The organism is Pseudomonas sp. LBUM1664, from assembly GCF_059695895.1.
In genome coordinates, this window is record NZ_CP166791.1 from 1,278,778 (window position 1) to 1,301,493 (window position 22,716).

Sequence of the window (22,716 nt, forward strand, 5' to 3'; positions counted from 1 at the left end):
TTCTTCGCTATAATCCGCGACCTGCCCACGCCGCAGGCTCGCCGAGCACATTTTTCACGGTCTGGGCCGCCATTATCCCGGCCTCATCTGGGCCTGAAAGGATCGCGCATGTTTGAAAACCTAACCGACCGTCTCTCGCAGACGCTGCGCCATGTCACCGGCAAGGCGAAGCTGACCGAGGACAACATCAAAGACACCCTGCGCGAAGTGCGCATGGCGTTGCTCGAAGCCGACGTCGCCCTGCCGGTGGTCAAGGACTTCGTCAATTCGGTCAAGGAACGCGCCGTCGGCACCGAAGTGTCGCGCAGCCTCACACCGGGTCAGGCGTTCGTGAAGATCGTCCAGGCCGAGCTCGAAAGCCTGATGGGCGCCGCCAACGAAGACCTGAACCTGAGCGCCGTGCCGCCAGCGGTGGTGCTGATGGCCGGTCTGCAGGGCGCGGGCAAGACCACTACCGCCGGCAAGCTGGCGCGCTTCCTTAAAGAGCGCAAGAAGAAGTCGGTGATGGTGGTGTCCGCGGACATCTACCGCCCGGCGGCGATCAAGCAGCTGGAAACCCTGGCCAACGACATCGGCGTGACGTTCTTCCCGTCCGACCTGAGCCAGAAGCCGGTGGACATCGCCCAGGCGGCTATTAAAGAAGCAAAACTCAAGTTTATCGACGTGGTCATCGTCGACACCGCTGGTCGCCTGCACATCGATGAAGAGATGATGGGCGAGATCAAGGCGCTGCATGCCGCGATCAACCCGGTGGAAACCCTGTTCGTCGTCGATGCCATGACCGGCCAGGACGCGGCCAACACCGCCAAGGCGTTTGGTGACGCGCTGCCGCTGACCGGCGTGATCCTGACCAAGGTCGACGGCGATGCCCGTGGCGGTGCCGCACTGTCGGTGCGCGCCATCACCGGCAAGCCGATCAAGTTCATCGGTATGGGCGAGAAGAGCGAAGCGCTCGAGCCGTTCCACCCCGAGCGTATTGCTTCGCGCATCCTGGGCATGGGCGACGTGCTCAGCCTGATCGAGCAGGCCGAGCAGACCCTCGACAAGGACAAGGCCGAAAAACTGGCCAAGAAGCTGAAGAAGGGCAAGGGCTTCGACCTCGAAGACTTCCGCGACCAGCTGCAACAAATGAAGAACATGGGCGGCCTCGGCGGCCTCATGGACAAACTGCCGAACATCGGTGGCGTGAACCTGGCGCAGATGGGCAACGCCCAGGGCGCGGCTGAAAAGCAGTTCAAGCAGATGGAAGCCATCATCAACTCCATGACCCCGGCCGAGCGCCGCGACCCTGAACTGATCAGCGGCTCGCGCAAGCGCCGCATCGCCATGGGTTCCGGCACTCAGGTGCAGGACATCGGTCGCTTGATCAAGCAGCACAAGCAGATGCAGAAGATGATGAAGAAATTCTCCGCCAAAGGCGGGATGGCCAAGATGATGCGCGGCATGGGCGGTATGTTGCCCGGCGGTGGCATGCCCAAAATGTAAAGAATCCAGGCGCCGGCAGTCATGCCGGTGCTGCCCACGGGGACGTGGGATCTCCAGCCAACCCGCCTTCGGCGGGCGCTGACCGGCCGTTTTCAACGACGGCTTCATGGCAGATCTGAATGGCATGCCGATAGGCGCCGGAAAAAGACATTTGCAAAAGTCCGGATATTCCTTAGAATATGCGGCCTTTCGGGCACCTATGCCCGCTGTGCATTTAGATTTGCAGCACCGACTACAGGAACGATGTTCACATGCTAACAATCCGTCTTGCCCTTGGCGGCTCCAAAAAGCGCCCGTTTTACCACCTGACCGTAACCGACAGCCGCAACCCGCGCGACGGTTCCCACAAGGAGCAGGTTGGTTTCTTCAACCCTGTTGCCCGTGGTCAGGAAATTCGTCTGTCCGTGAACCAAGAGCGCGTAGCCTACTGGCTGAGCGTTGGTGCACAACCTTCTGAGCGCGTTGCTCAGTTGTTGAAGGAATCGGCTAAGGCTGCGGCCTGAGCAATATGAACGCGACGCCAAAAGATGCTGATGATTTGATCGTTATCGGCAAAATCTATTCTGTTCATGGCGTTCGCGGCGAAGTGAAGGTGTATTCCTTTACTGATCCGATCAAAAACCTGTTGGACTACAAAACCTGGACGCTCAAGCGCGAAGGTAGCGTGAAACAGGTTGAGCTGGTCAGCGGACGCGGGAACGACAAGTTCCTGGTCGCAAAGCTCAAGGGTCTCGATGATCGTGAAGAAGCGCGTCTTCTGGCCGGTTATGAGATCTGCGTGCCACGCAACCTGTTCCCTGAACTGACCGACGGCGAGTACTACTGGTACCAGCTGGTGGGTCTGAAGGTCATCGACCAACTCGGGCAATTGCTCGGGAAAATCGATCATCTGCTCGAGACCGGTTCGAACGATGTCATGGTGGTCAAGCCTTGCGTCGGCAGCCTGGATGATCGCGAACGCCTGTTGCCCTATACCGAGCAATGCGTGTTGGCCGTCGACCTGGAGGCAGGCGAGATGAAGGTGGAATGGGATGCGGATTTCTAAACGTGGCTAATTTGCGCGTTGAAGTCATCACATTGTTTCCCGAGATGTTTTCCGCCATCAGCGAGTACGGCATAACCAGCCGCGCGGTGAAACAGGAGCTGTTGCAGCTCACCTGTTGGAATCCGCGGGACTACACCACGGATCGGCATCACACTGTGGATGATCGCCCGTTTGGCGGTGGTCCGGGCATGGTGATGAAGATCAAGCCCCTGGAAGACGCTCTGGTTCAGGCCAGAACCGCAGCCGGGGAGGGCGCGAAGGTGATTTACCTGTCGCCCCAAGGCCGTCAGCTGACTCAGTCGGCGGTACGCGAGCTGGCGAATTTGGATGCATTGATCCTCATTGCCGGCCGTTATGAAGGCATTGACGAGCGTTTCATTGAAGCTCATGTCGATGAAGAGTGGTCGATTGGCGACTATGTACTGTCTGGCGGCGAGCTGCCGGCGATGGTCCTGATCGATGCGGTTACACGACTGCTGCCTGGAGCTTTAGGGCATGCAGATTCCGCTGAGGAAGATTCCTTTACGGATGGTCTGCTGGATTGCCCGCACTACACCCGACCGGAGGTGTATGCGGATCAGCGTGTTCCCGACGTGTTGCTAAGTGGCAACCACGCGCACATCCGGCGTTGGCGTTTACAGCAGTCCCTTGGTCGGACCTATGAACGACGCGCCGATCTTCTGGAAAGCCGCTCGCTTTCTGGAGAAGAGAAGAAGCTGCTCGAGGAATACATCCGCGAGCGGGACGATAGTTAACAACGTATCGATGGTAAGTCCGACGACTTGCCTTAGGAGCACAGCATGACTAACAAAATCATCCTTGCACTCGAAGCAGAGCAGATGACCAAAGAAATCCCTACCTTTGCCCCGGGCGACACCATTGTCGTTCAGGTGAAAGTGAAGGAAGGTGACCGTTCCCGTCTGCAAGCGTTCGAAGGCGTCGTTATCGCCAAGCGTAACCGTGGCGTGAACAGTGCTTTCACCGTTCGTAAAATCTCCAACGGTGTTGGCGTAGAGCGTACTTTCCAGACCTACAGCCCGCAAATCGACAGCATGGCCGTGAAACGTCGTGGTGACGTGCGTAAAGCCAAGCTGTACTACCTGCGTGACCTGTCCGGTAAAGCAGCTCGCATCAAGGAAAAACTGGCTTAAGTCAGCTTCCGATGCAAAAAAAGCAGCCTGCGGGCTGCTTTTTTGTTGCCTGCGATTTGGTCTTTGCGCACCCTGCATGCCTTAGTCCTCCATTTCGATGCCGCCTACATTCGCATCCTTCATGAGTTTTTATGCCAGCCATCGACCACCCGCTGATTGACCAGTTTCTCGATGCCTTGTGGCTGGAGAAGGGCCTGTCCGATAACACCCGCGATGCCTATCGCAGTGACTTGGCACTGTTCAACGGCTGGTTGCAGGAAAAAGGCCTGGAACTGGCCAACGCCGGGAGGGAGTTGATCCTCGATCACCTGGCATGGCGTTTGGAACAGAACTACAAGCCGCGATCTACGGCACGGTTTCTCTCCGGTTTGCGTGGGTTTTATCGCTATTTGCTGCGGGAAAAACTGATCGCGGTCGATCCGACCTTGCGCGTGGAAATGCCGCAACTGGGGCGACCACTGCCTAAATCCCTGTCGGAAGCCGATGTGGAGGCGCTGCTGGCGGCACCGGACCTCAGCGAAGCCATTGGTCAACGCGATCGGGCCATGTTGGAGGTCTTGTACGCTTGCGGCCTGCGTGTCACCGAGTTGATCAGCTTGACGCTGGAGCAGGTCAACCTGCGTCAGGGCGTGTTGCGGGTGATGGGCAAGGGCAGCAAGGAGCGCCTGGTACCGATGGGCGAAGAGGCGATTGTCTGGGTCGAGCGTTACATGCGTGATGCCCGCCACGAACTGTTGGCTGGGCGCCCCAGCGACGTGTTGTTCCCGAGCCTGCGCGGTGAGCAGATGACCCGCCAGACCTTCTGGTATCGCATCAAGCACCAGGCCAAAGTGGCCGGGATCGGTAAATCCCTCTCGCCCCACACCTTGCGCCACGCCTTCGCCACGCATCTGCTCAATCACGGCGCTGACCTGCGGGTGGTGCAGATGCTGCTGGGTCACAGCGATTTGTCCACTACCCAGATCTACACGCATGTTGCCCGGGCACGGTTGCAGGACCTGCACGCCAAACATCACCCGCGTGGTTGAATGAAAAAGCTCGTGGGAGCAAGCCTTGCTTCCACAAAAGAAGCATCCACCAACGCCTTGTATCACCGGCATTCGGCCTCGCTGGCCTTATGTGGTAGGCTTTGCCGGTTTGCACAGTGGGCGGCCGGAACCCGAATCTGCGGGTCGGCGTTTCCCCGTCCCATTTGTTCGCCTCAGGAGTCCCCATGCGTTTGATCCAGATGTTTACCGCCGCCGCCATCGCGTTGGCCAGTACCTTTGCCATCGCCGACGACGCGGCCGACAAGGCTATCCGCAAGAGCCTGGAAAACCTTCAGCTCGAGGTGCCGATCGAAGCCATCTCCGCCAGCCCCATGTCTGGCCTGTATGAAGTCAAGCTCAAGGGTAGTCGGGTGCTTTACGCCAGCGCCGATGGTCAGTACATCGTCCAGGGCAACCTGTTCGAGCTCAAGGATGGCAAGCCGGTCAATCTTACCGAGATCACCGAGCGCCAAGGTATTTCCAAACTGATCAACGAGATTCCGGTTGCTGAAACCGTGGTCTACCCGGCGGTCGGCGAAACCAAATCCCACATCACTGTGTTCACCGACACCACCTGCCCGTATTGCCACAAACTGCATGCCGAAGTGCCTGAGCTGAACAAGCGCGGTATCGAAGTGCGCTATGTTGCGTTCCCGCGCCAGGGCCTGGGCTCGCCGGGTGATGAGCAGTTGCAGGCGGTCTGGTGCTCCAAGGACAAGAAAGCGGCCATGGACAAAATGGTCGATGGCAAAGAAATCAAGGCCGCCAAGTGCGAGAACCCGGTTTCCAAGCAGTTCGCCCTCGGCCAGTCCATCGGTGTGAACGGTACGCCGGCCATCGTCTTGGCAGACGGCCAGGTGATTCCGGGCTACCAGCCGGCGCCACAAGTGGCCAAACTGGCCCTTGGCGCGAAATGATCATGGGCGGTCCGTTCCTGAAGATCATGGCTCGGCGAAAACTTTCGTCGGGCCGTTAAACACTAAGTCGCGTTGCTGCGCGGCTGTATTTCACGGCCGACCTTGCGTCGGCCGTTTCATGGGGAGTCAAGAGTGAATCCGGTCAAAGTAGGCATCTGTGGGTTAGGTACCGTCGGTGGCGGCACCTTCAACGTACTTCAGCGCAACGCCGAGGAAATTGCTCGTCGTGCCGGGCGTGAAATCGAAGTGGCACAAATTGCCATGCGCACGCCAAAGCCTCAGTTCCAGACGACCGGTATTGCGATTACCAACGATGTCTTCGAAGTGGCCACGAACCCTGAGATCGATATCGTCATAGAGCTGGTGGGCGGCTATACCGTTGCCCGCGAGTTGGTACTCAAGGCCATCGAGAATGGCAAGCATGTGGTCACCGCGAACAAAGCGCTTATCGCTGTTCACGGTAATGAGATTTTCGCCAAGGCCCGTGAAAAGGGCGTGATCGTGGCTTTTGAAGCCGCCGTGGCCGGTGGTATCCCGGTGATCAAGGCCATCCGCGAGGGCCTGTCGGCCAACCGTATCAACTGGGTCGCCGGGATTATCAACGGCACCGGTAACTTCATCCTCACCGAGATGCGCGAGAAGGGTCGCACCTTTGAGGACGTACTCGCCGAAGCCCAAGCCCTGGGTTACGCCGAAGCTGATCCAACCTTCGACGTGGAAGGCATCGACGCGGCGCACAAGCTGACGATCCTGGCGTCCATCGCCTTTGGTATTCCGCTGCAGTTCGACAAGGCCTACACCGAAGGCATCACCAAGCTGACCACCGCTGACGTGAACTACGCTGAGGCCCTGGGCTACCGCATCAAGCACTTGGGCGTGGCCCGCAGCACCGCCAGTGGCATTGAACTGCGCGTGCACCCGACGCTGATCCCGGCCGACCGGCTGATCGCCAACGTCAACGGTGTGATGAACGCGGTGATGGTCAACGGCGATGCCTGCGGCTCGACGCTGTTCTACGGTGCTGGCGCCGGCATGGAGCCAACCGCTTCTTCGGTGGTGGCCGACGTGGTGGATGTGGTGCGCGCCATGACCTGCGACCCGGAAAACCGTGTGCCGCACCTGGCCTTCCAGCCGGACTCGCTGTCGGCTCATCCGATTCTTCCGATCGAAGCGTGCGAAAGTGCCTACTACTTGCGCATCCAGGCCAAGGACCATCCGGGCGTGCTGGCCCAAGTGGCGAGTATCCTCTCGGAGCGCGGCATCAACATCGAGTCGATCATGCAGAAGGAAGTCGAGGAGCATGACGGCCTGGTGCCGATGATTCTGCTGACGCACCGTGTGGTCGAGCAGCGCATCAACGACGCAATCGCTGCGTTGGAGGCTCTCCAGGACGTCGTTGGCCCTGTGGTCCGTATTCGCGTTGAACATTTGAACTGAAGCAGCTCCAAGCGGCAAGCGGCAAGCTCCAAGTTAAAAGCAGCCCCGCTTTTACTTGTAGCTTGTGGTTTGCAGCTTGAAGCCCAAACCAAAGGTTTGCCTTTATGCGCTATATCAGCACCCGCGGCCAGGCACCGGCCCTGAATTTCGAAGATGTCCTGCTGGCCGGTCTGGCCACGGATGGCGGCCTTTATGTGCCGGAAAGCCTGCCGCGCTTCACCCAGGAAGAAATCGCCTCCTGGGCCGGCCTGCCGTATCACGAGCTGGCATTCCGGGTGATGCGCCCGTTCGTCACCGGTAGCATCCCGGACGCCGATTTCAAGAAAATTCTAGAAGAGACCTATGGCGTCTTTTCCCACAACGCCATCGCACCGTTGCGTCAGCTCAACGGTAACGAGTGGGTGATGGAGCTGTTTCACGGCCCGACCCTGGCATTCAAGGACTTCGCCCTGCAATTGCTCGGTCGCCTGCTCGACTACGTGCTGCAAAAGCGTGGCGAGCGCGTGGTCATTGTCGGTGCCACCTCTGGCGACACCGGTTCGGCCGCCATCGAAGGCTGCAAGCATTGCGAGAACGTCGACATTTTCATCCTGCACCCGCACAACCGTGTTTCGGAAGTGCAGCGTCGGCAGATGACGACGATTTTCGGCGAAAACATCCACAACATCGCCATCGAAGGCAACTTCGATGACTGCCAGGAGATGGTCAAGGCCAGTTTCGCCGACCAGAGCTTCCTCAAGGGCACACGGTTGGTGGCGGTGAACTCGATCAACTGGGCGCGGATCATGGCTCAGATCGTTTATTACTTCCACGCGGCCCTGCAACTGGGCGGCCCGGCGCGTTCGGTGTCGTTCTCGGTGCCGACCGGCAACTTCGGCGATATTTTCGCCGGTTACCTGGCGCGCAACATGGGGCTGCCGATCAACCAATTGATCGTCGCCACCAATCGCAACGACATCCTGCACCGCTTCATGAGCGGTAACCAGTACGTCAAGGAAACCCTGCACGCCACGTTGTCGCCTTCCATGGACATCATGGTGTCGTCGAACTTCGAGCGCCTGCTGTTCGACCTGCACGGTCGCAATGGCGCGGCGATTGCCGGTCTGATGGACAGTTTCAGGCAGGGCGGTGGTTTCAGTGTCGAGCCTGAGCGCTGGACCGAAGCCCGCAAGCTGTTCGACTCGCTGGCGGTGGACGATGCGCAAACCTGTGAAACCATTGCCGAGGTGTTCGAGCAAAGCGGTGAATTGCTCGATCCGCACACGGCCATTGGCGTGAGAGCCGCCCGTGAGTGCCGTCGCAGCCTGGACATCCCGATGGTGATCCTGGGCACCGCTCACCCGGTCAAGTTTCCGGAAGCGGTGGAGAAAGCGGGCGTAGGAAAAGCGCTTGAGCTACCTGCACATCTTTCTGATTTGTTTGAGCGAGATGAGCGTTGCACCGTGTTGCCTAACGACCTGAAAGCCGTGCAGGCCTTTGTCAGTCAGCATGGCAACCGCGGCAAGCCTCTCTGACCGCTGAAACCTGTCACATTTTGAAGCCCGTCTCCTGACGGGCTTTCTTGTTTCTGCATGCCAAACTGGTCGGGTTTTCGCCCTTGGAGGGACGGGCGAGTAATCTCGAAGGAACTGCAGATGTTGTTTTTTACCCGATACAAACCGGCGTGGAGCTGGATGATAGGCCTGGGCCTGATGTACTGGGCGCAGTGGGGCGGCGCGGCACAGTTGGCGGCCTTCGAAGGGCCTGCGTTCGATCCCGGCGAGCGGCTGCTGCTGGACGCGCAAGAACTGAAGTGGATCAAGGAGAACCCGCGGGTCATCGTGGCCTCGATGCAATTTCCGTTGTTCCTGTTCAAAAACGAGCTCGGGCAGTGGAACGGGCTGAACAACGACATTCTCCAGCGCATTGCGCAAATGACGGGTCTTGAGTTCGTGCATCGGGAGTTATTCTCCCCCGGTCAGTTGCTGACGATGCTGGAGAATGGCGAGGCCGACATGACAACCACCATGGCGATGAACGACGAACGTAGGAATTTCCTGAATTTCAGCCATGCATTTGGCGGTTCCGGCTGGGTATTTGTCGGACGTGACGGGGGGGAGGCGCTCCATTCGCTGGAACAGCTCAAGGGCAAGGTCCTGGCTTTGCCGGCTCGGCATGCGTTGGAGGCGGAAATCAGGCGTGACTATCCGGCCATCGAGTTGCGCACGGTCAAGACGTATGGGGAGGCGAGGGCACTGGTGGAGAGCCGGGAAGCCTATGCCACCATCGAAAATGAAACCGGGGTGCATCTTTATCCGGTGGGGCAGTTGCAAGTAGGAAGAAACCTTGAGGGCAAGTGGGAACCGGACTATCTGGCTGTGCGCCAGGATCTTCTGCCGTTGTTGAGTATTCTGAATAAAGCGCTGGAAGCCTTTCCGGCCGAAGAAATGCGGGTGCTGCGCTCCAAGTGGCTGGCGGGCGTTGCGCCCGCCCAGGCGCCGTCGATCTGGCGCCGCGTTTCCCGCTGGGGTTACTGGTGTGTGGTCGGGGTCAGTGTGTTCGCTCTGCTGTCCCTGCTATGGAGCCGCCGCCTGCAGATACAGATCGATCAGCGCCTCAAGGCCGAGGCTGTCCTCAAAGACCAGTTGATGCTTCAGAGAGCCTTGATGGATGCCATTCCCGATCCGATTTTTATCCGTGATCTGGAAGGGCGCCTGATCATGTGCAACAAAAGTTACGAAGACCAGTTTGCAACCCGCTTCGAAAAACTGCGGGGTACGCGGTTGACGGACTCCGCGGCGTTTCCTCCAGCCACTGCCGAGTTGCTGCATGGGGAGATGATGGAGCAATTGCGAACCGGCCAGTCTCGATTCGTCGACCGTCAATTGATGTTCCGCAGCGGATTGCGGGATATCTACCATTGGTCGGTGCCTTTCTACGGGGCCGATGGGCAACTGCGCGGTCTTTTAGGGGGGTGGATCGATGTAGGGCGTCGGTGGCGCCGTTGCGACAAATTCCTGGCTTGATACAGAACGCTCGCAACGAACATTGGCTCAGGTAAAGTCTGTTGTTTACCTGTCATATTGGACGCGCATGCTCGGTCGAACAGGTTTGAAGAGCGCCGGCTGGCGCTCCGACGAACTTTCTGCTGCGGCTCACGGTCACTTACTGTGAACACGCAGTTGTTTTCAGACTATTGAAGGGTGAGCGAATGGAAAGTATCAGCCTATTGCTGGGTGAGGCTTTGAGCCCGTATCAGGTCACGCTGACTCCCTCTGGCGCCAAGGGCAAATGCCTGGTGACGCTGAAGAATGCCTTGGGAGCCATTATGGTCGAGCGCGTATTCAATCAGGCCCAATTGACCGATAAGCGCCAACTGACGGACGTGGTCGATGGCCTGCATCGCGATGTACTGATTGCCGAGGGCCGCTTGGAGCCCTGTGTGATCGCGGCGCTGCGTAATCTGGCGCGCGACAAGGTCATGGCCGTCCCGAATTGAACGATATTTTGTGGGAACCTTCCTACGTCCTGATGAGTCAGATCTTTTACCAACAAGATCAAGCATTGTGCTCCGGTGCTTGTCGCTTGTTGTACGGACCCTGAATGGTCACGTTTAACCCCGAGTCGTCTCCCCACTTCTCGGGGTTTCTTTTGCCTGGCGTTTAACGCTGCGGCGGGTATTTTGTGAAGTTCAAATGGCCCCGTCCGTGCGCAATTGGGTGATCTGTTGCGCATCGTAGCCCAGCTCTCCGAGTACCTGTGCGTTGTGTTCCCCCAGCCCTGGTCCGACCCATTCGGATGTACCCGGTGTGTCGGACAGTTTCGGTACGATGCCCGGCATCTTGAACGCCTTGCCGTCCGGCAACTTGGCCTGCAGAAACATTTCACGGGCCAGGAACTGCGGGTCGCTGAACATATCCTCGGCGCTGAATATCCGGCTGGCCGGCACCCCGGCCTGGTTCAACTGCTCGATAACGGCATCGAGCGGCAGTGAATTGACCCAGCGATCAATGACCCCGTACAACTCGTCACGGCGGCTGTCGCGACCATCGTTGCTGGCCAGTTGCGGGTCATTGGCCAGGTCGTCACGGCCGATGATCTGCATGAACCGCTTGAAGATCGCATCGCCGTTGGCGCCAATTTGCACGTGCTTGCCGTCGGCGCTGGTGTGGATAGACGACGGGGTGATGCCGGGCATGATATTGCCGGTGCGCTCGCGGATGAAACCGAACACGTCGAACTCCGGCACCATGCTTTCCATCATGGCGAAAATGGCTTCGTACAGCGCCACATCGACCACTTGTCCGGTTCCGCCGTTGACCTCGCGGTGACGCAGGGCCATCAGTGCGCCAATCACGCCCCAGAGGGCGGCGATGGAGTCGCCGATGGAAATCCCGGTGCGTACCGGCGGTCGGTCCTCGAACCCGGTGATGTAGCGCAGGCCGCCCATGGACTCACCCACCGCGCCGAACCCGGGCTGATCTTTCATCGGCCCGGTCTGGCCGAAGCCTGAGAGCCGCACCATCACCAGTTTCGGGTTCAGGGCATGCAATACATCCCAACCCAGGCCGAGCTTTTCCAGCACGCCGGGGCGAAAATTCTCGATCAGGATGTCGGCTTCACCGATCAGTTTTTTCAGAATCGTCAGGCCGTCGGGGTGCTTCAGGTTTAGCGTCAGGGATTTCTTGTTGCGTGCCTGCACGAACCACCACAACGATGTCCCTTCATACAGCTTGCGCCACTTGCGTAACGGATCGCCGCCGTCGGGCGATTCGATCTTGATGACCTCTGCACCGAATTCACCGCAGATCCGCGAGGCAAAAGGCCCGGCGATCAAGGTGCCGAGTTCGATGACTTTGACGCCCGCAAGGGGTTTGGCAGTAAGCGACATGATGGATCCTGTAGGACAAAGGCAGAACGAATAGAGCGTTTTATCATAGGCCAGCGTCAGTCGCCGCAGGTTGATGGTCGGCAATTCGTGGATTGCCCGCGTCATCGGTTAGACTTGCCGCCTTTCCTCGTATCAAGAAGCCCGTTCATGGCCCAGCCGTCCACGACCTATAAGTTTGAACTGAACCTCACCGACCTCGACCGCAATGTGTACGAGAACGTGAAGCAGACCATCGCCCGCCATCCTTCGGAAACCGAGGAACGCATGACTGTGCGTCTGCTGGCTTATGCTTTCTGGTACAACGAGCTGCTGGCGTTTGGTCGTGGTCTGTCAGATGTCGATGAACCTGCGCTGTGGGAAAAAAGCCTGGATGACCGTGTGCTGCACTGGATCGAAGTCGGCCAGCCCGACGCCGATCGCCTGACCTGGTGCTCGCGTCGCACCGAACGCACCAGCCTGCTGGCCTATGGCAGCCTGCGGGTTTGGGAAGGCAAGGTGATCCCGGCGGTCAAAAACCTGAAAAACGTCAACATCGCCTCTGTGCCTCAGGAAGTGCTCGAAACCCTGGCCCAAGACATGCCCCGCGTCATCAAGTGGGATGTGATGATCAGCGAAGGAACGATTTTCGTGACCGACGACCGTGGGCAGCATGAAGTCCAGTTGCAATGGTTGCTGGGCGAACGTGGTTGATCCATTGACCCGGTATTGAGGTTCATTGTGGCGAGGGAGCACGTTCCCTAGCCACGATTCCCACGACTTGTAGAGAAATGTCCGTCACCCCATGCGAATAGAACCCCGCCAGCTGCCCGACACCCTGCCGTTTCTCGGTGACCTGCCGCCCCTGTTGACCCGCCTGTATGCGGCGCGTGGCGTGCAGTCCGAGGCTGAACTGGACAAGAGCCTGGCGCGCTTGATTCCCTACCAGCAGCTCAAAGGCATCGACGCAGCGGTGGACCTGCTGGTGGTGGCGCTGGAGCAACGCCAGCGGATCCTGATCGTCGGCGACTTCGATGCCGACGGCGCGACGGCCAGCACGGTAGGCATGTTGGGGTTGCGCCTGCTCGGTGCGGCCCATGTCGACTATCTGGTGCCCAATCGCTTCGAATACGGCTACGGGCTGACCCCGGAAATCGTCGAAGTCGCCCTGGCCCGCGAGCCGCAATTGCTGATCACGGTGGATAACGGCATTTCCAGCGTGGAAGGCGTGGCGGCGGCGAAAGCGGCGGGGCTCAAGGTGCTGGTCACCGACCACCACTTGCCGGGCCTCGAACTGCCGGCGGCCGATGCCATCGTCAACCCGAACCAGCCGGGCTGTGAATTCCCGAGCAAGGCACTGGCCGGTGTCGGCGTGATTTTTTATGTGTTGATGGCTTTACGGGCTCGTCTGCGCAGCCTGGGCTGGTATGCCAGCAAACCCCAGCCGAACATTGGCGAATTGCTGGACCTGGTGGCCCTGGGCAGTGTGGCCGACGTGGTGCCTCTGGACGCCAATAACCGGATCCTGGTGCACCAGGGCCTGGAACGGATTCGTGCCGGGCGTGCCCGCCCCGGTATCAAGGCCATCCTGGAAGTGGCCAAGCGCGATCATTCGCGTATTACCTCCACGGACCTCGGATTTATCCTCGGCCCGCGTCTGAATGCGGCAGGGCGGCTGGACGACATGAGCCTGGGCATCGAATGCCTGCTCACCGACGACGCGGCGCTGGCCCGGGAGATGGCCGCGCAACTGGACGGCATGAACCAGGACCGAAAATCCATCGAGCAGGGCATGCAGCGTGAAGCCCTGGCCCAGCTCAAGGACCTGCCGGTGGAGTCGATGCCGTTCGGTTTGTGCCTGTTCGATCCACAGTGGCACCAAGGGGTCATCGGCATCCTTGCCTCGCGCATGAAAGAGCGCTATTTCCGTCCGACCATTGCCTTTGCCGATGCGGGAGACGGCTTGCTCAAGGGCTCGGGCCGCTCGGTACCGGGTTTTCACATTCGCGATGCGCTGAGCGTGGTGGCGGCGCAGCATCCGACCCTGATCAGCAAATACGGAGGTCACGCCATGGCGGCGGGGCTGACGTTGCCGGAGGCGAATTTTCCGTTGTTCGCCGAGGCTTTCGACGCTGAAGTGCGTAGGCAATTACGTGAAGAAGACCTGACCGGGCGCCTGTTGTCGGACGGTACCCTGGCGGTGGAAGAGTTTCACCTGGAGCTGGCCCGGGCACTGCGCCACGCCGGGCCTTGGGGCCAGCATTTTCCGGAGCCGATGTTCCACGGAGTGTTCCAATTGGTGGAGCAGCGGGTGGTGGGTGAACGACACTTGAAGGTGGTGCTCAAGAGCGAATGCGGCTCGGTGAAGCTCGACGGCATTGCCTTCGGCATCGACCGCGAGATTTGGCCAAACCCCACTGTGCGCTGGGTCGAATTGGCCTACAAACTCGACCTCAACGAGTTCCGCGGCCAGGAAACGGTGCAGTTGATGATTGCTCATATCGAACCGCGGTAGGCTCGAATACTAATCTGCTGGATGGCGACTCCTTGTGTGGGAGTAAGGCTTGCCCGCGCTGAAGGCGATGCGGTCTTTCAAAGAACAAGATGCCAGTTTCGCGAGCAAGCTTTGCTCCCACAGAGTAACCAGGGCCGGTTTTTAATTCTGAACCCTCCCTCATCCCAGGTTGTCGACTAGGCTCTAAGCACTGCTTGATAGCCGTTGTGACGTCTTGTCGATTTTCTTTGCCCGCGGGGTCGGGTGTTGCACCTTTTGTCACTCGTCGACTTTTCAAACAGAACCCTGGAGCCTGCCCACTGATTCGAGAGGTGCCCCATGAGTCTGCTGTTGGAACCCTATACCCTTCGCCAATTGATCCTGCCCAATCGCATCGCGGTATCGCCGATGTGCCAGTATTCGAGTGTCGATGGCTTGGCCAACGACTGGCACCTGGTGCACCTCGGCAGCCGCGCCGTGGGCGGCGCCGGCCTGGTGTTCACCGAAGCCACCGCGGTCACCGCCGACGGTCGCATCACCGCCCAGGACCTGGGGCTGTGGAACGATGAACAGATCGAGCCCCTGCAACGCATCACCCGTTTCATCACCGCTCAAGGCGCCGTGCCGGGCATTCAATTGGCCCACGCCGGACGCAAGGCCAGCACTTGGCGACCCTGGCTGGGCAAACATGGCAGTGTGAAGCCCGAAGATGGCGGCTGGGTTCCGGTTGGCCCGTCGCCGATTGCCTTCGACCCGCAGCACACCCCGCCGGCCCAGTTGGACGAAGGGCAGATCGCCGGTGTGCTCCAGGCGTTTGTGGATTCAGCCAAGCGCGCCCTGACGGCCGGTTTCAAAGTGGTCGAGGTCCACGCCGCCCACGGCTATCTGCTGCATCAATTCTTGTCTCCCTTGAGCAATCAGCGTCGCGATCAATATGGCGGCTCGTTCGAGAACCGCATCCGGCTGGTACTGCAAGTGACCGAAGCGGTCAGGGCCGTGTGGCCTGAAGAGTTGCCGGTGTTCGTTCGCGTATCGGCCACCGATTGGGTCGAGGATGGCTGGAACCCGGATGAAACCGTGGCGCTGGCGCGGCGATTCAGGGCGCTGGGGGTGGACCTGATCGATGTGTCATCGGGTGGCACTGCCGCCAATGCGGAAATTCCGACCGGCCCGGGTTACCAGACGCGCTTCGCCGAACGGGTGCGCAAGGAGTCGGAAATCGCCACCGGCACTGTCGGCATGATTACCGAACCGGCCCAGGCCGAGCACATCCTGCGCACCTGCCAGGCAGACATTATTTTCCTGGCCCGTGAATTGTTGCGTGATCCGTACTGGGCCCTGCACGCCGATGATGACTTGGGCGGACGCAAGGCTGTGTGGCCGGCGCAGTACCAGCGGGCGACGCATCGGGAGCAGCCGATTCGTGAGTCGGATTTACGGGACTGAGCGCCCGTTTGAAACAAAAAAGCCCCGGTCGTTTTGGCCGGGGCTTTTGTTTGTCTGGATGAATATTCGGTGGTTTTACCGGCCTCATCGCGAGCAGGCTCGCTCCCACAGTGGATGGGTGTTGTTCACAGAGTTTGTGACCCACACCGTACTTTGTGGGAGCGAGGCTGCTCGCGATAGGGCCGGTCCAGGTTCAGGGATACTTACGCTTATCCGGCGCCGGTGGGAAGTACTGATACAGCCAGGTCTCGCTCAAGGTTTGGTCCTTGGTGCGAATGAACAGGCGCATCTGTACCGGGTCCACGCGGTCATCGGTCGGGTACCAGTCGAAGGTGATGCGGTAGCCCTTGATCGCATCGAGTACCAGCACGTTGAAGTCCTTCACCTCGCCGTGGGAGCAGGTCACCACCGGTTCGATGTCAGTGCCCGGCGGCAGCTGGTCGAGGCCGCCGCCGCTGAAGTCCACGGCAAAGCGGCGCGCCCAGACGGTTGGGTAATGCTCGCCCGGTGCCCAGCCTTCGATGAAGCCGCCCATGCCCGAACGGGTCGCGTTGACGTGCGCCAAGTCCGTGCTCACCGGGGGCAAGGCGCTCCAGTAGAGCTTATAGCCATAGTTCAGAGAATCACCGGCGGCGACCGGTTTTTTCGGCGTCCAGAATGCGACGATGTTATCCAGGGTTTCGCCGGTTGTCGGAATTTCCAGCAGATCGACAGAGCCTTCGCCCCAGGCCGTTGTAGGTTCGACCCACAAGCTTGGGCGCTTGCTGTACCAGTCCACGGTGTCCTGGTAGCTGGCAAAGTCATGGTCGGTCTGCACCAGCCCGAAGCCCTTCGGGTTCTTGTCGACGAAGGCGTTGAATTGCAGGGTAGCGGGGTTGTTCAGCGGACGGCAGACCCACTCGCCATTGCCGCGCCACATGGCCAGCCGGTCGGAATCGTGAATTTGCGGGTGAATGGTGTCGCACATGCGCCGCTCGGCGGTGCCGCAGCTGAACATGCTGGTCATCGGTGCAATGCCCAGTTGTTCGATGGCGGTACGGGCATTGATATGCGCATCGACCTCCATCACGACCCGAGTGGGCTGGCAATCGATGTCAAAACGATAGGCACCGGTGGCACTCGGGGAGTCGAGCAGGGCATAGACCACAAAACGGGTGCTGTTCTTGTCCGGGGTTTCGAACCAGAACTTGGTGAAGTCCGGGAATTCCTCACGCTGCTTGGCGTACGTGTCGATGGCCAAGCCACGGGCTGACAGCCCGTACTGGCCGCTGGCGTCCACGGCGCGGAAATAACTGGCCCCCAGAAACGAAACGATGTCGTGCCGGTCCAGCTCCGGAGCCTTGAACACCCGGAACCCCGAGAACCCCAGGTCACCCGTCAGCTGCGAGGTGTTGACCGTGGTTTTTTCGTAGTTGAACAGCTCCGGGCGAAAGTGCACTTCACGGGCCAGGCGGGTTTTCGGGTCGACGCTGTACATGCGCACCGGTTGCTTGAAACCCATGCCGACATGGAAGAACTGCGCGTCCAGTTGCCCGTTGAGGTCATTCCACAACGAGTGGTTGGCGTCGTACTGGATGGCGTTGAACTGCAAGGGTGACATCTGGGCCAGGGTCGGCGGCAACACTTGCTTGGTGTCGACGTAGCGGCTCGAGGCCAATTGCAGGGCCTGATCTTTCAGGGTGTTGAAATCGAATGGGCGGGCTTCGCCATCGGCGGTCTGATCAGCAGCCCAAGCGCGTGCGGCCATGAGCCCGGAGGCCGAAAGCCCGGTGTAGGCGGCGAAGGCCATGGAGGCCTTGAGCAGATTCCTGCGGTGCATAAATACAACCTTTCTCGAAACAATCCCGAGCCGTTCCTGGCAGCAAAGATTGGTAAAGGAGTTCGGACATACCTTTGGCCAAACGCAACGGACGTTAGAACAGATGCCTGAGAGCTGGATCGGTTCACCAAGGCGCAAAATCATAGGGGATATACAGGGGCTGAGAGAACGGAAAGCGAGGTTTAGTCAAATTTTCTTACAGATATTTCTTTTTTTATGAGGATCTCTGCATTTTTTGACTAATTACTCTAAAACTCCCTTTTCACGGTATGAATCATCCCTATTCTTTAGTTTTGATAGGCAGCTGAGCCCTAGGATTCAGCAGGCGCTATCAGGACAATTCGACGTACAGAAGGACAACTCATGACGAAAATACAGGGCATTACCGAAATGCTGGGGCTCTTTCCATGCCTGACCAACGCCCGCAGGACACGACGCCTCAGCGTGGAGGAGTTAAGACTGGTGGAGCGTTATCGGGAGCTGTCGGAAAGCGATCGGATCGCCATGCGCTATCTGGTGGATGCAATGAGGAGTGTTTCAAGGTTTTGATCAATCGTGGTGGTGAACGGCCGGGGCAGGGGGAGCACCGGCCGATATCACTCGGGAACGACGGAGGCCGGCCTGAGCCCGGAACGCTGCAATTGGCGCAGCGTCTCCAGGACAGTGGTGGTGATGGCAGGACGCACATAGGGCAGCCGCGAGCAGGTGTTGCTAACGTTGTCTTGTATTCAATGCTTGAACATCACATGCCGCACCACCGTGTAGTCCTCCAGCCCATACATCGACATATCCTTGCCATAGCCGGAACGTTTCTGACCGCCATGGGGCATTTCGCTGACGAGCATGAAGTGGGTGTTCACCCAGGTGCAGCCGTATTGCAGGCGTGCCGACAGGCGATGAGCACGGCCAATGTCGGCGGTCCACACCGATGAGGCCAGGCCGTAGTCCGAATCGTTGGCCCAGGTCAGCACTTGCGCTTCGTCGAGGAACGGAGTGACGGACACCACCGGCCCGAACACTTCCCGGCGTACGATTTCGTCATCCTGCTGGGCGTCGGCCAGTACCGTTGGTTCGAAGAAGAACCCGTTGCCGTCCACGGTCTTTCCACCGGTGATCAGGCGGATATGCGGCTGGGCGATGGCCCGCTCGACGAAACCGGCCACGCGGTCGCGGTGCTGGGCCGTGATCAGCGGCCCCATCTCGGTGCCTGGTTCTGTTTGCAGGCCGTACTTGATGCTGCTCACCGCGGCGCCGAGTTTCTCGACAAACCTGTCGTAGATACCTTGTTGGGCATAGATGCGGCAGGCGGCGGTGCAGTCCTGGCCGGCGTTGTAAAAACCGAAGGTGCGGATGCCTTCCACGGCTGCGTCGATGTCGGCGTCGTCGAAAATGATCACCGGGGCCTTGCCACCCAGTTCCATGTGTGTGCGTTTGACACTGTCAGCGGTGCTGGAAATGATGTTCGAGCCGGTGGCGATGGAGCCGGTCAGCGAAACCATGCGCACTTTCGCGTGGGTAACCAGCGGGTTGCCGACGGTCTGTCCACGGCCGACCACTACGTTGAGTACGCCGGCCGGGAAAATCTCCGACGCCAGTTCTGCCAGGCGCAACGCCGTGAGAGGGGTTTGTTCCGACGGCTTGAGTACCACGGTATTACCGGCGGCCAGGGCCGGGGCGATTTTCCAGGCGACCATCATCAAGGGGTAGTTCCACGGCGCGATAGAGGCGACTACGCCCACCGGGTCGCGGCGAATCATCGACGTGTGCCCCGGCAGGTATTCGCCGCCCGCCGAGCCGTTCATGCAGCGACTGGCACCGGCAAAGAACCGGAACACATCGGCAATGGCCGGGATTTCGTCGTTCAGCGCGGCGCTCAAAGGTTTGCCGCAGTTGTCCGATTCCAGCTTCGCCAGTTCTTCGCCGTGGGCTTCGATGGCGTCGGCCAGTTTGAGCAGCAGCAGGGAGCGGTCCTTGGGTGGAACCTGCGACCAGCTTTCGAAAGCACTGTCGGCTGCGCGCACGGCAGCATCGACCTGGGCTTCGCTGGCTTCATTGATTTCCACCAGCACTCGGCCCAGCGCCGGGTTGAACACGGCCTGGCCGGGACCTTCGCCGTTCACCAGTTGGCCGTTGATCAGTAGTTTGGTTTGCATGTCCATGTCCTCTTGAATCTTGCTTGTGATCACAGGGGATACTGTTCCACCGTGACATTTATTTCCCACCACTGCCCGCCACGCTCTCGCCCCCGCGGGTCAGGTAATAGGCGCCCAGTATCGGCAGCATGGTCACCATCATCACCAGCATCGCCACCACATTGGTCACCGGCACGTCGCGTGGGCGGCTGAGTTGGTTGAGCAGCCAAAGCGGCAGCGTGCGTTCGTGGCCGGCGGTGAAGGTGGTGACGATGATTTCGTCGAACGACAGCGCAAATGCCAGCATCCCGCCGGCCAGCAGCGCCGAGCCGAGGTTGGGCAGGATGATGTAGCGAAAGGTCTGCCAGCCGTCGGCACCCAGGTCCATCGACGCCTCGATCAGGCTGTGGGACGTGCGTCGCAGGCGGGCGATGACGTTGTTGTAGACGATCACCACGCAAAAGGTCGCGTGGCCCACGATAATGGTGAACATCCCGGGTTCGATCCCCAGGGTCTTGAAGGTGGCCAGCAGCGCAATGCCGGTGATGATCCCCGGCAGGGCAATCGGCAGGATCAGCATCAGCGAAATGCCCTGTTTGCCGAAGAAGTCTCGGCGGTACAGCGCCGCCGAGGCCAGCGTGCCGAGCACCATCGCGATCAGCGTGGCGATGGCTGCGATCTGCAACGACAGTTTGATTGCCTCCAGCACATCCGGGCGCGAGAAGGCGACGCTGAACCACTTCAGGGTCAGGCCCTTGGGCGGAAAGCTGAACGCCGCGTCTTCGGTGTTGAAGGCGTAGAGGACGATGATCATGATCGGGAAGTGCAGGAACACCAGCCCGCCCCATGCCGCGATGCGCAAGCCCCAGGATGCGCGCCCTTGGGATGAAGAGTCAGAGTGCATCGAAAGCCCCCAGGCGCTTGACGATAGACAGGTAAATGGCGATCAGCACGATGGGCACCAGGGTGAACGCCGCGGCCATCGGCATGTTGCCGATGGCCCCTTGCTGGGCGTAGACCATGCTGCCGACGAAGTAGCCCGGCGGGCCCACCAGTTGGGGCACGATGAAATCCCCCAGGGTCAGCGAGAACGTGAAGATCGATCCGGCGGCAATGCCCGGAATCGACAATGGCAAGATGACCTGCAGGAACGTCTGACGCGGCTTGGCGCCCAGGTCTGCCGAGGCTTGCAGCAGCGATGGCGGCAGGCGCTCGAGGGAGGCCTGGATCGGCAGGATCATGAACGGCAGCCAGATGTAGACGAACACCAGAAAACGTCCCAGGTGGGAGGTGGACAGCGTGCTGCCACCCACGCCGGGGATTCCCAGCACAAACTGCAACACCGGTCCCAGGCCCAAATGCTGGACGAACCACTGGGCCACGCCACCCTTGGCCAGTAGCAGCGTCCAGGCATAGGCCTTGACGATATAGCTGGCCCACATCGGCAGCATCACGGCGATGTAGAAAAACGCCTTGGTCTTGCCGCTGGTGTAGCGCGCCATGTAGTAGGCAATCGGGAACGCGACGATGGCGCTGGCGATGGAGACCACGATGGCCATGCTCAAGGTGCGCAGGATGATGTCGAAGTTCGAGGGCTGGAACAGCGCGGCGAAGTTCGCCAGGGTCAGGTCCGGTGTGACCGCCATGGTGAAGTCATCGAAGGTATAGAAGCCCTGCCACAGCAAGGTCAGCAGCGAGCCCAGGTAAATCGCGCCGAACCAGATCAGCGGCGGCACCAGCAGCATCGACAGGTACAGGTTGGGCCGTCGGTACAGCAGGTTGGAAAAGCGTCGCAGCGAACCCGGCGACGGTGTCCGGGCGATGGCCAGTGTGTTCATCTCACACCTCACCGTTGGCGGTGTCGTGCAGCGCAATCATCGCCTCACGGGCCCAGCGCACAGTGAGGCGCTGGCCGGTCTGGTGCTGGGCACTGCTGTCGATCCACTGGGTATTGGCCTGGCTGAGGTTCAGGATCTGGCCGTTCGCAAGTTTCAACTCATAGCGTGTGGCGCTGCCCTGGTACTGGATGTCGTGAAGCAGGCCGTGGACTTCGATTTCATGACCGGCCAACGGGCCTTCGGCAAAACGCACATGTTCCGGGCGGATCGAAAACGGCTGTGGATAACCGCTCAGTTGTTGAGCCAACTCACCGCGAATCACGTTGGAGGTGCCGACGAATTCGGCGACGAAGGTGGTTGCCGGTTTCATGTACAGATTGCGCGGTGTATCGACCTGTTCGATACGGCCCTTGTTAAACACCGCCACGCGGTCGGACATCGACAGCGCCTCGGTCTGGTCGTGAGTCACGAAAATGAACGTGATACCCAACTGGCGTTGCAGTTTCTTCAACTCGCCCTGCATCTGTTCGCGCAGTTTCAGGTCGAGGGCGCCCAGGGGTTCGTCCAGCAGCAACACCCGTGGGCGATTGACCAGCGCGCGGGCCAGGGCTACGCGTTGGCGCTGGCCGCCGGAGAGCTGTACGGGTTTGCGCTCGCCATAACCGCCCAGGGCAACCATCTCCAGGGCCTCATCGGCGCGCTTGATGCGCTCGGCCTTGGCGACGCCTTTGACTTTCAACCCGTAGGCCACGTTGTCGCGCACGTTCATGTGGGGGAAGAGGGCGTAATCCTGGAAAACCGTGTTGACGTCCCGCTGATACGGCGGCAGCCCGGCGGCTTCCTCGCCGTGGATGCGGATCGAGCCAGCACTGGGTTGTTCAAAGCCTGCGATCAGTCGCAGGCAGGTGGTTTTGCCTGAGCCGGAAGGGCCCAGCATGGAAAAGAACTCGCCGTCCTGAATGTCGATTGAAACCCGGTCGACGGCCTTCACTTCGCCGAACAGACGGGAAACCTGGGTGAACTGGACTGCAAGCGTCATGGTGCGGTGCTCCAAAAAGCGCGACTTCTATTGAGTCGT

21 protein-coding genes are annotated in these 22,716 nt (G+C 59.8%); 15 read left to right on the plus strand and 6 right to left on the minus strand.

Annotated features, from left to right (window positions below):
• Positions 1-108: 108 nt before the first annotated feature.
• The 11 genes from ffh (at position 109) to ACA047_RS06060 (ending at position 10,541) form a co-directional block, all read left to right on the plus strand.
• On the plus strand, positions 109-1,485 hold the full coding sequence (gene ffh / locus ACA047_RS06010) for a signal recognition particle protein (protein WP_253471795.1): 1,377 nt from the start codon (positions 109-111) through the stop codon (positions 1,483-1,485).
• 251 nt (positions 1,486-1,736) lie between these two features.
• On the plus strand, positions 1,737-1,988 hold the full coding sequence (gene rpsP / locus ACA047_RS06015; protein ID WP_003185073.1) for a 30S ribosomal protein S16: 252 nt from the start codon (positions 1,737-1,739) through the stop codon (positions 1,986-1,988).
• 5 nt (positions 1,989-1,993) lie between these two features.
• Positions 1,994-2,530: a ribosome maturation factor RimM gene (rimM, locus tag ACA047_RS06020; RefSeq protein WP_497357565.1), complete on the plus strand. Its 537-nt coding sequence runs from the start codon at positions 1,994-1,996 to the stop codon at positions 2,528-2,530.
• Entirely contained in the window at positions 2,512-3,285 is a 774-nt protein-coding gene (gene trmD / locus ACA047_RS06025) for a tRNA (guanosine(37)-N1)-methyltransferase TrmD (RefSeq protein WP_205929660.1), read from the plus strand. The genes rimM and trmD overlap by 19 nt, the downstream gene beginning before the upstream one ends.
• 45 nt (positions 3,286-3,330) lie before the next feature.
• Positions 3,331-3,681: a 50S ribosomal protein L19 gene (rplS, locus tag ACA047_RS06030; RefSeq protein ID WP_003175895.1), complete on the plus strand. Its 351-nt coding sequence runs from the start codon at positions 3,331-3,333 to the stop codon at positions 3,679-3,681.
• Between the two features lie 131 nt (positions 3,682-3,812).
• Positions 3,813-4,709 (plus strand): site-specific tyrosine recombinase XerD, encoded by an 897-nt coding sequence (gene xerD, locus ACA047_RS06035; protein ID WP_497357567.1) that lies wholly within the window; start codon positions 3,813-3,815, stop codon positions 4,707-4,709.
• 185 nt (positions 4,710-4,894) lie between these two features.
• Positions 4,895-5,626, plus strand: a complete 732-nt coding sequence (locus ACA047_RS06040) for a DsbC family protein (RefSeq protein ID WP_497357569.1) — start codon at positions 4,895-4,897, stop codon at positions 5,624-5,626.
• A 132-nt stretch (positions 5,627-5,758) separates the two neighbouring features.
• On the plus strand, positions 5,759-7,063 hold the full coding sequence (locus ACA047_RS06045; protein WP_497357571.1) for a homoserine dehydrogenase: 1,305 nt from the start codon (positions 5,759-5,761) through the stop codon (positions 7,061-7,063).
• A gap of 104 nt (positions 7,064-7,167) precedes the next feature.
• Positions 7,168-8,577 carry a threonine synthase gene (gene thrC, locus ACA047_RS06050; RefSeq protein WP_497357573.1) on the plus strand — a complete coding sequence of 470 codons (1,410 nt, stop codon included), beginning with the start codon at positions 7,168-7,170 and terminating at the stop codon, positions 8,575-8,577.
• 120 nt (positions 8,578-8,697) lie between these two features.
• Positions 8,698-10,068: a transporter substrate-binding domain-containing protein gene (locus ACA047_RS06055; RefSeq protein WP_497357575.1), complete on the plus strand. Its 1,371-nt coding sequence runs from the start codon at positions 8,698-8,700 to the stop codon at positions 10,066-10,068.
• Between the two features lie 185 nt (positions 10,069-10,253).
• Positions 10,254-10,541 carry a DUF3509 domain-containing protein gene (locus ACA047_RS06060; protein ID WP_497357577.1) on the plus strand — a complete coding sequence of 96 codons (288 nt, stop codon included), beginning with the start codon at positions 10,254-10,256 and terminating at the stop codon, positions 10,539-10,541.
• Between the two features lie 192 nt (positions 10,542-10,733).
• Here ACA047_RS06060 and ACA047_RS06065 read toward each other — a convergent pair whose 3' ends face one another.
• Positions 10,734-11,933, minus strand: a complete 1,200-nt coding sequence (locus ACA047_RS06065; protein ID WP_497357579.1) for a CaiB/BaiF CoA transferase family protein — start codon at positions 11,931-11,933, stop codon at positions 10,734-10,736.
• 147 nt (positions 11,934-12,080) lie between these two features.
• Between ACA047_RS06065 and ACA047_RS06070 the strand changes: the two genes are divergently transcribed.
• From ACA047_RS06070 to ACA047_RS06080, 3 genes are all read left to right on the plus strand, one after another.
• A complete protein-coding gene (locus ACA047_RS06070; RefSeq protein WP_497357581.1) occupies positions 12,081-12,623 on the plus strand; it encodes a YaeQ family protein in 543 nt (180 codons plus the stop codon).
• A gap of 91 nt (positions 12,624-12,714) precedes the next feature.
• Entirely contained in the window at positions 12,715-14,424 is a 1,710-nt protein-coding gene (gene recJ, locus ACA047_RS06075; RefSeq protein WP_497357583.1) for a single-stranded-DNA-specific exonuclease RecJ, read from the plus strand.
• Positions 14,425-14,742: 318 nt separating this feature from the next.
• Positions 14,743-15,849, plus strand: coding sequence for an NADH:flavin oxidoreductase/NADH oxidase (locus ACA047_RS06080; RefSeq protein WP_497357585.1), 1,107 nt, complete (start codon positions 14,743-14,745; stop codon positions 15,847-15,849).
• Positions 15,850-16,042: 193 nt separating this feature from the next.
• On the opposite strand, the gene ACA047_RS06085 is transcribed toward ACA047_RS06080, so the two are convergent.
• Positions 16,043-17,668, minus strand: coding sequence for a glucan biosynthesis protein D (locus tag ACA047_RS06085; RefSeq protein ID WP_497357587.1), 1,626 nt, complete (start codon positions 17,666-17,668; stop codon positions 16,043-16,045).
• Positions 17,669-18,031: 363 nt separating this feature from the next.
• Between ACA047_RS06085 and ACA047_RS06090 the strand changes: the two genes are divergently transcribed.
• A complete protein-coding gene (locus tag ACA047_RS06090) occupies positions 18,032-18,217 on the plus strand; it encodes a hypothetical protein (protein WP_497357589.1) in 186 nt (61 codons plus the stop codon).
• 179 nt (positions 18,218-18,396) lie between these two features.
• Here the strand turns inward: ACA047_RS06090 and ACA047_RS06095 are convergent, their stop codons facing one another.
• Genes ACA047_RS06095 through ACA047_RS06110 form a run of 4 tightly spaced genes read right to left on the minus strand, consistent with a single transcriptional unit; the run spans position 18,397 to position 22,677 of the window.
• Positions 18,397-19,821, minus strand: coding sequence for a gamma-aminobutyraldehyde dehydrogenase (locus ACA047_RS06095; RefSeq protein ID WP_497357591.1), 1,425 nt, complete (start codon positions 19,819-19,821; stop codon positions 18,397-18,399).
• A 58-nt stretch (positions 19,822-19,879) separates the two neighbouring features.
• Positions 19,880-20,704, minus strand: coding sequence for an ABC transporter permease (locus ACA047_RS06100; protein ID WP_497357593.1), 825 nt, complete (start codon positions 20,702-20,704; stop codon positions 19,880-19,882).
• Positions 20,694-21,638 (minus strand): ABC transporter permease, encoded by a 945-nt coding sequence (locus ACA047_RS06105; RefSeq protein ID WP_497357595.1) that lies wholly within the window; start codon positions 21,636-21,638, stop codon positions 20,694-20,696. The genes ACA047_RS06100 and ACA047_RS06105 overlap by 11 nt, the downstream gene beginning before the upstream one ends.
• Before the next feature lies 1 nt (position 21,639).
• Entirely contained in the window at positions 21,640-22,677 is a 1,038-nt protein-coding gene (locus ACA047_RS06110; RefSeq protein WP_497357597.1) for an ABC transporter ATP-binding protein, read from the minus strand.
• Positions 22,678-22,716: the final 39 nt, after the last annotated feature.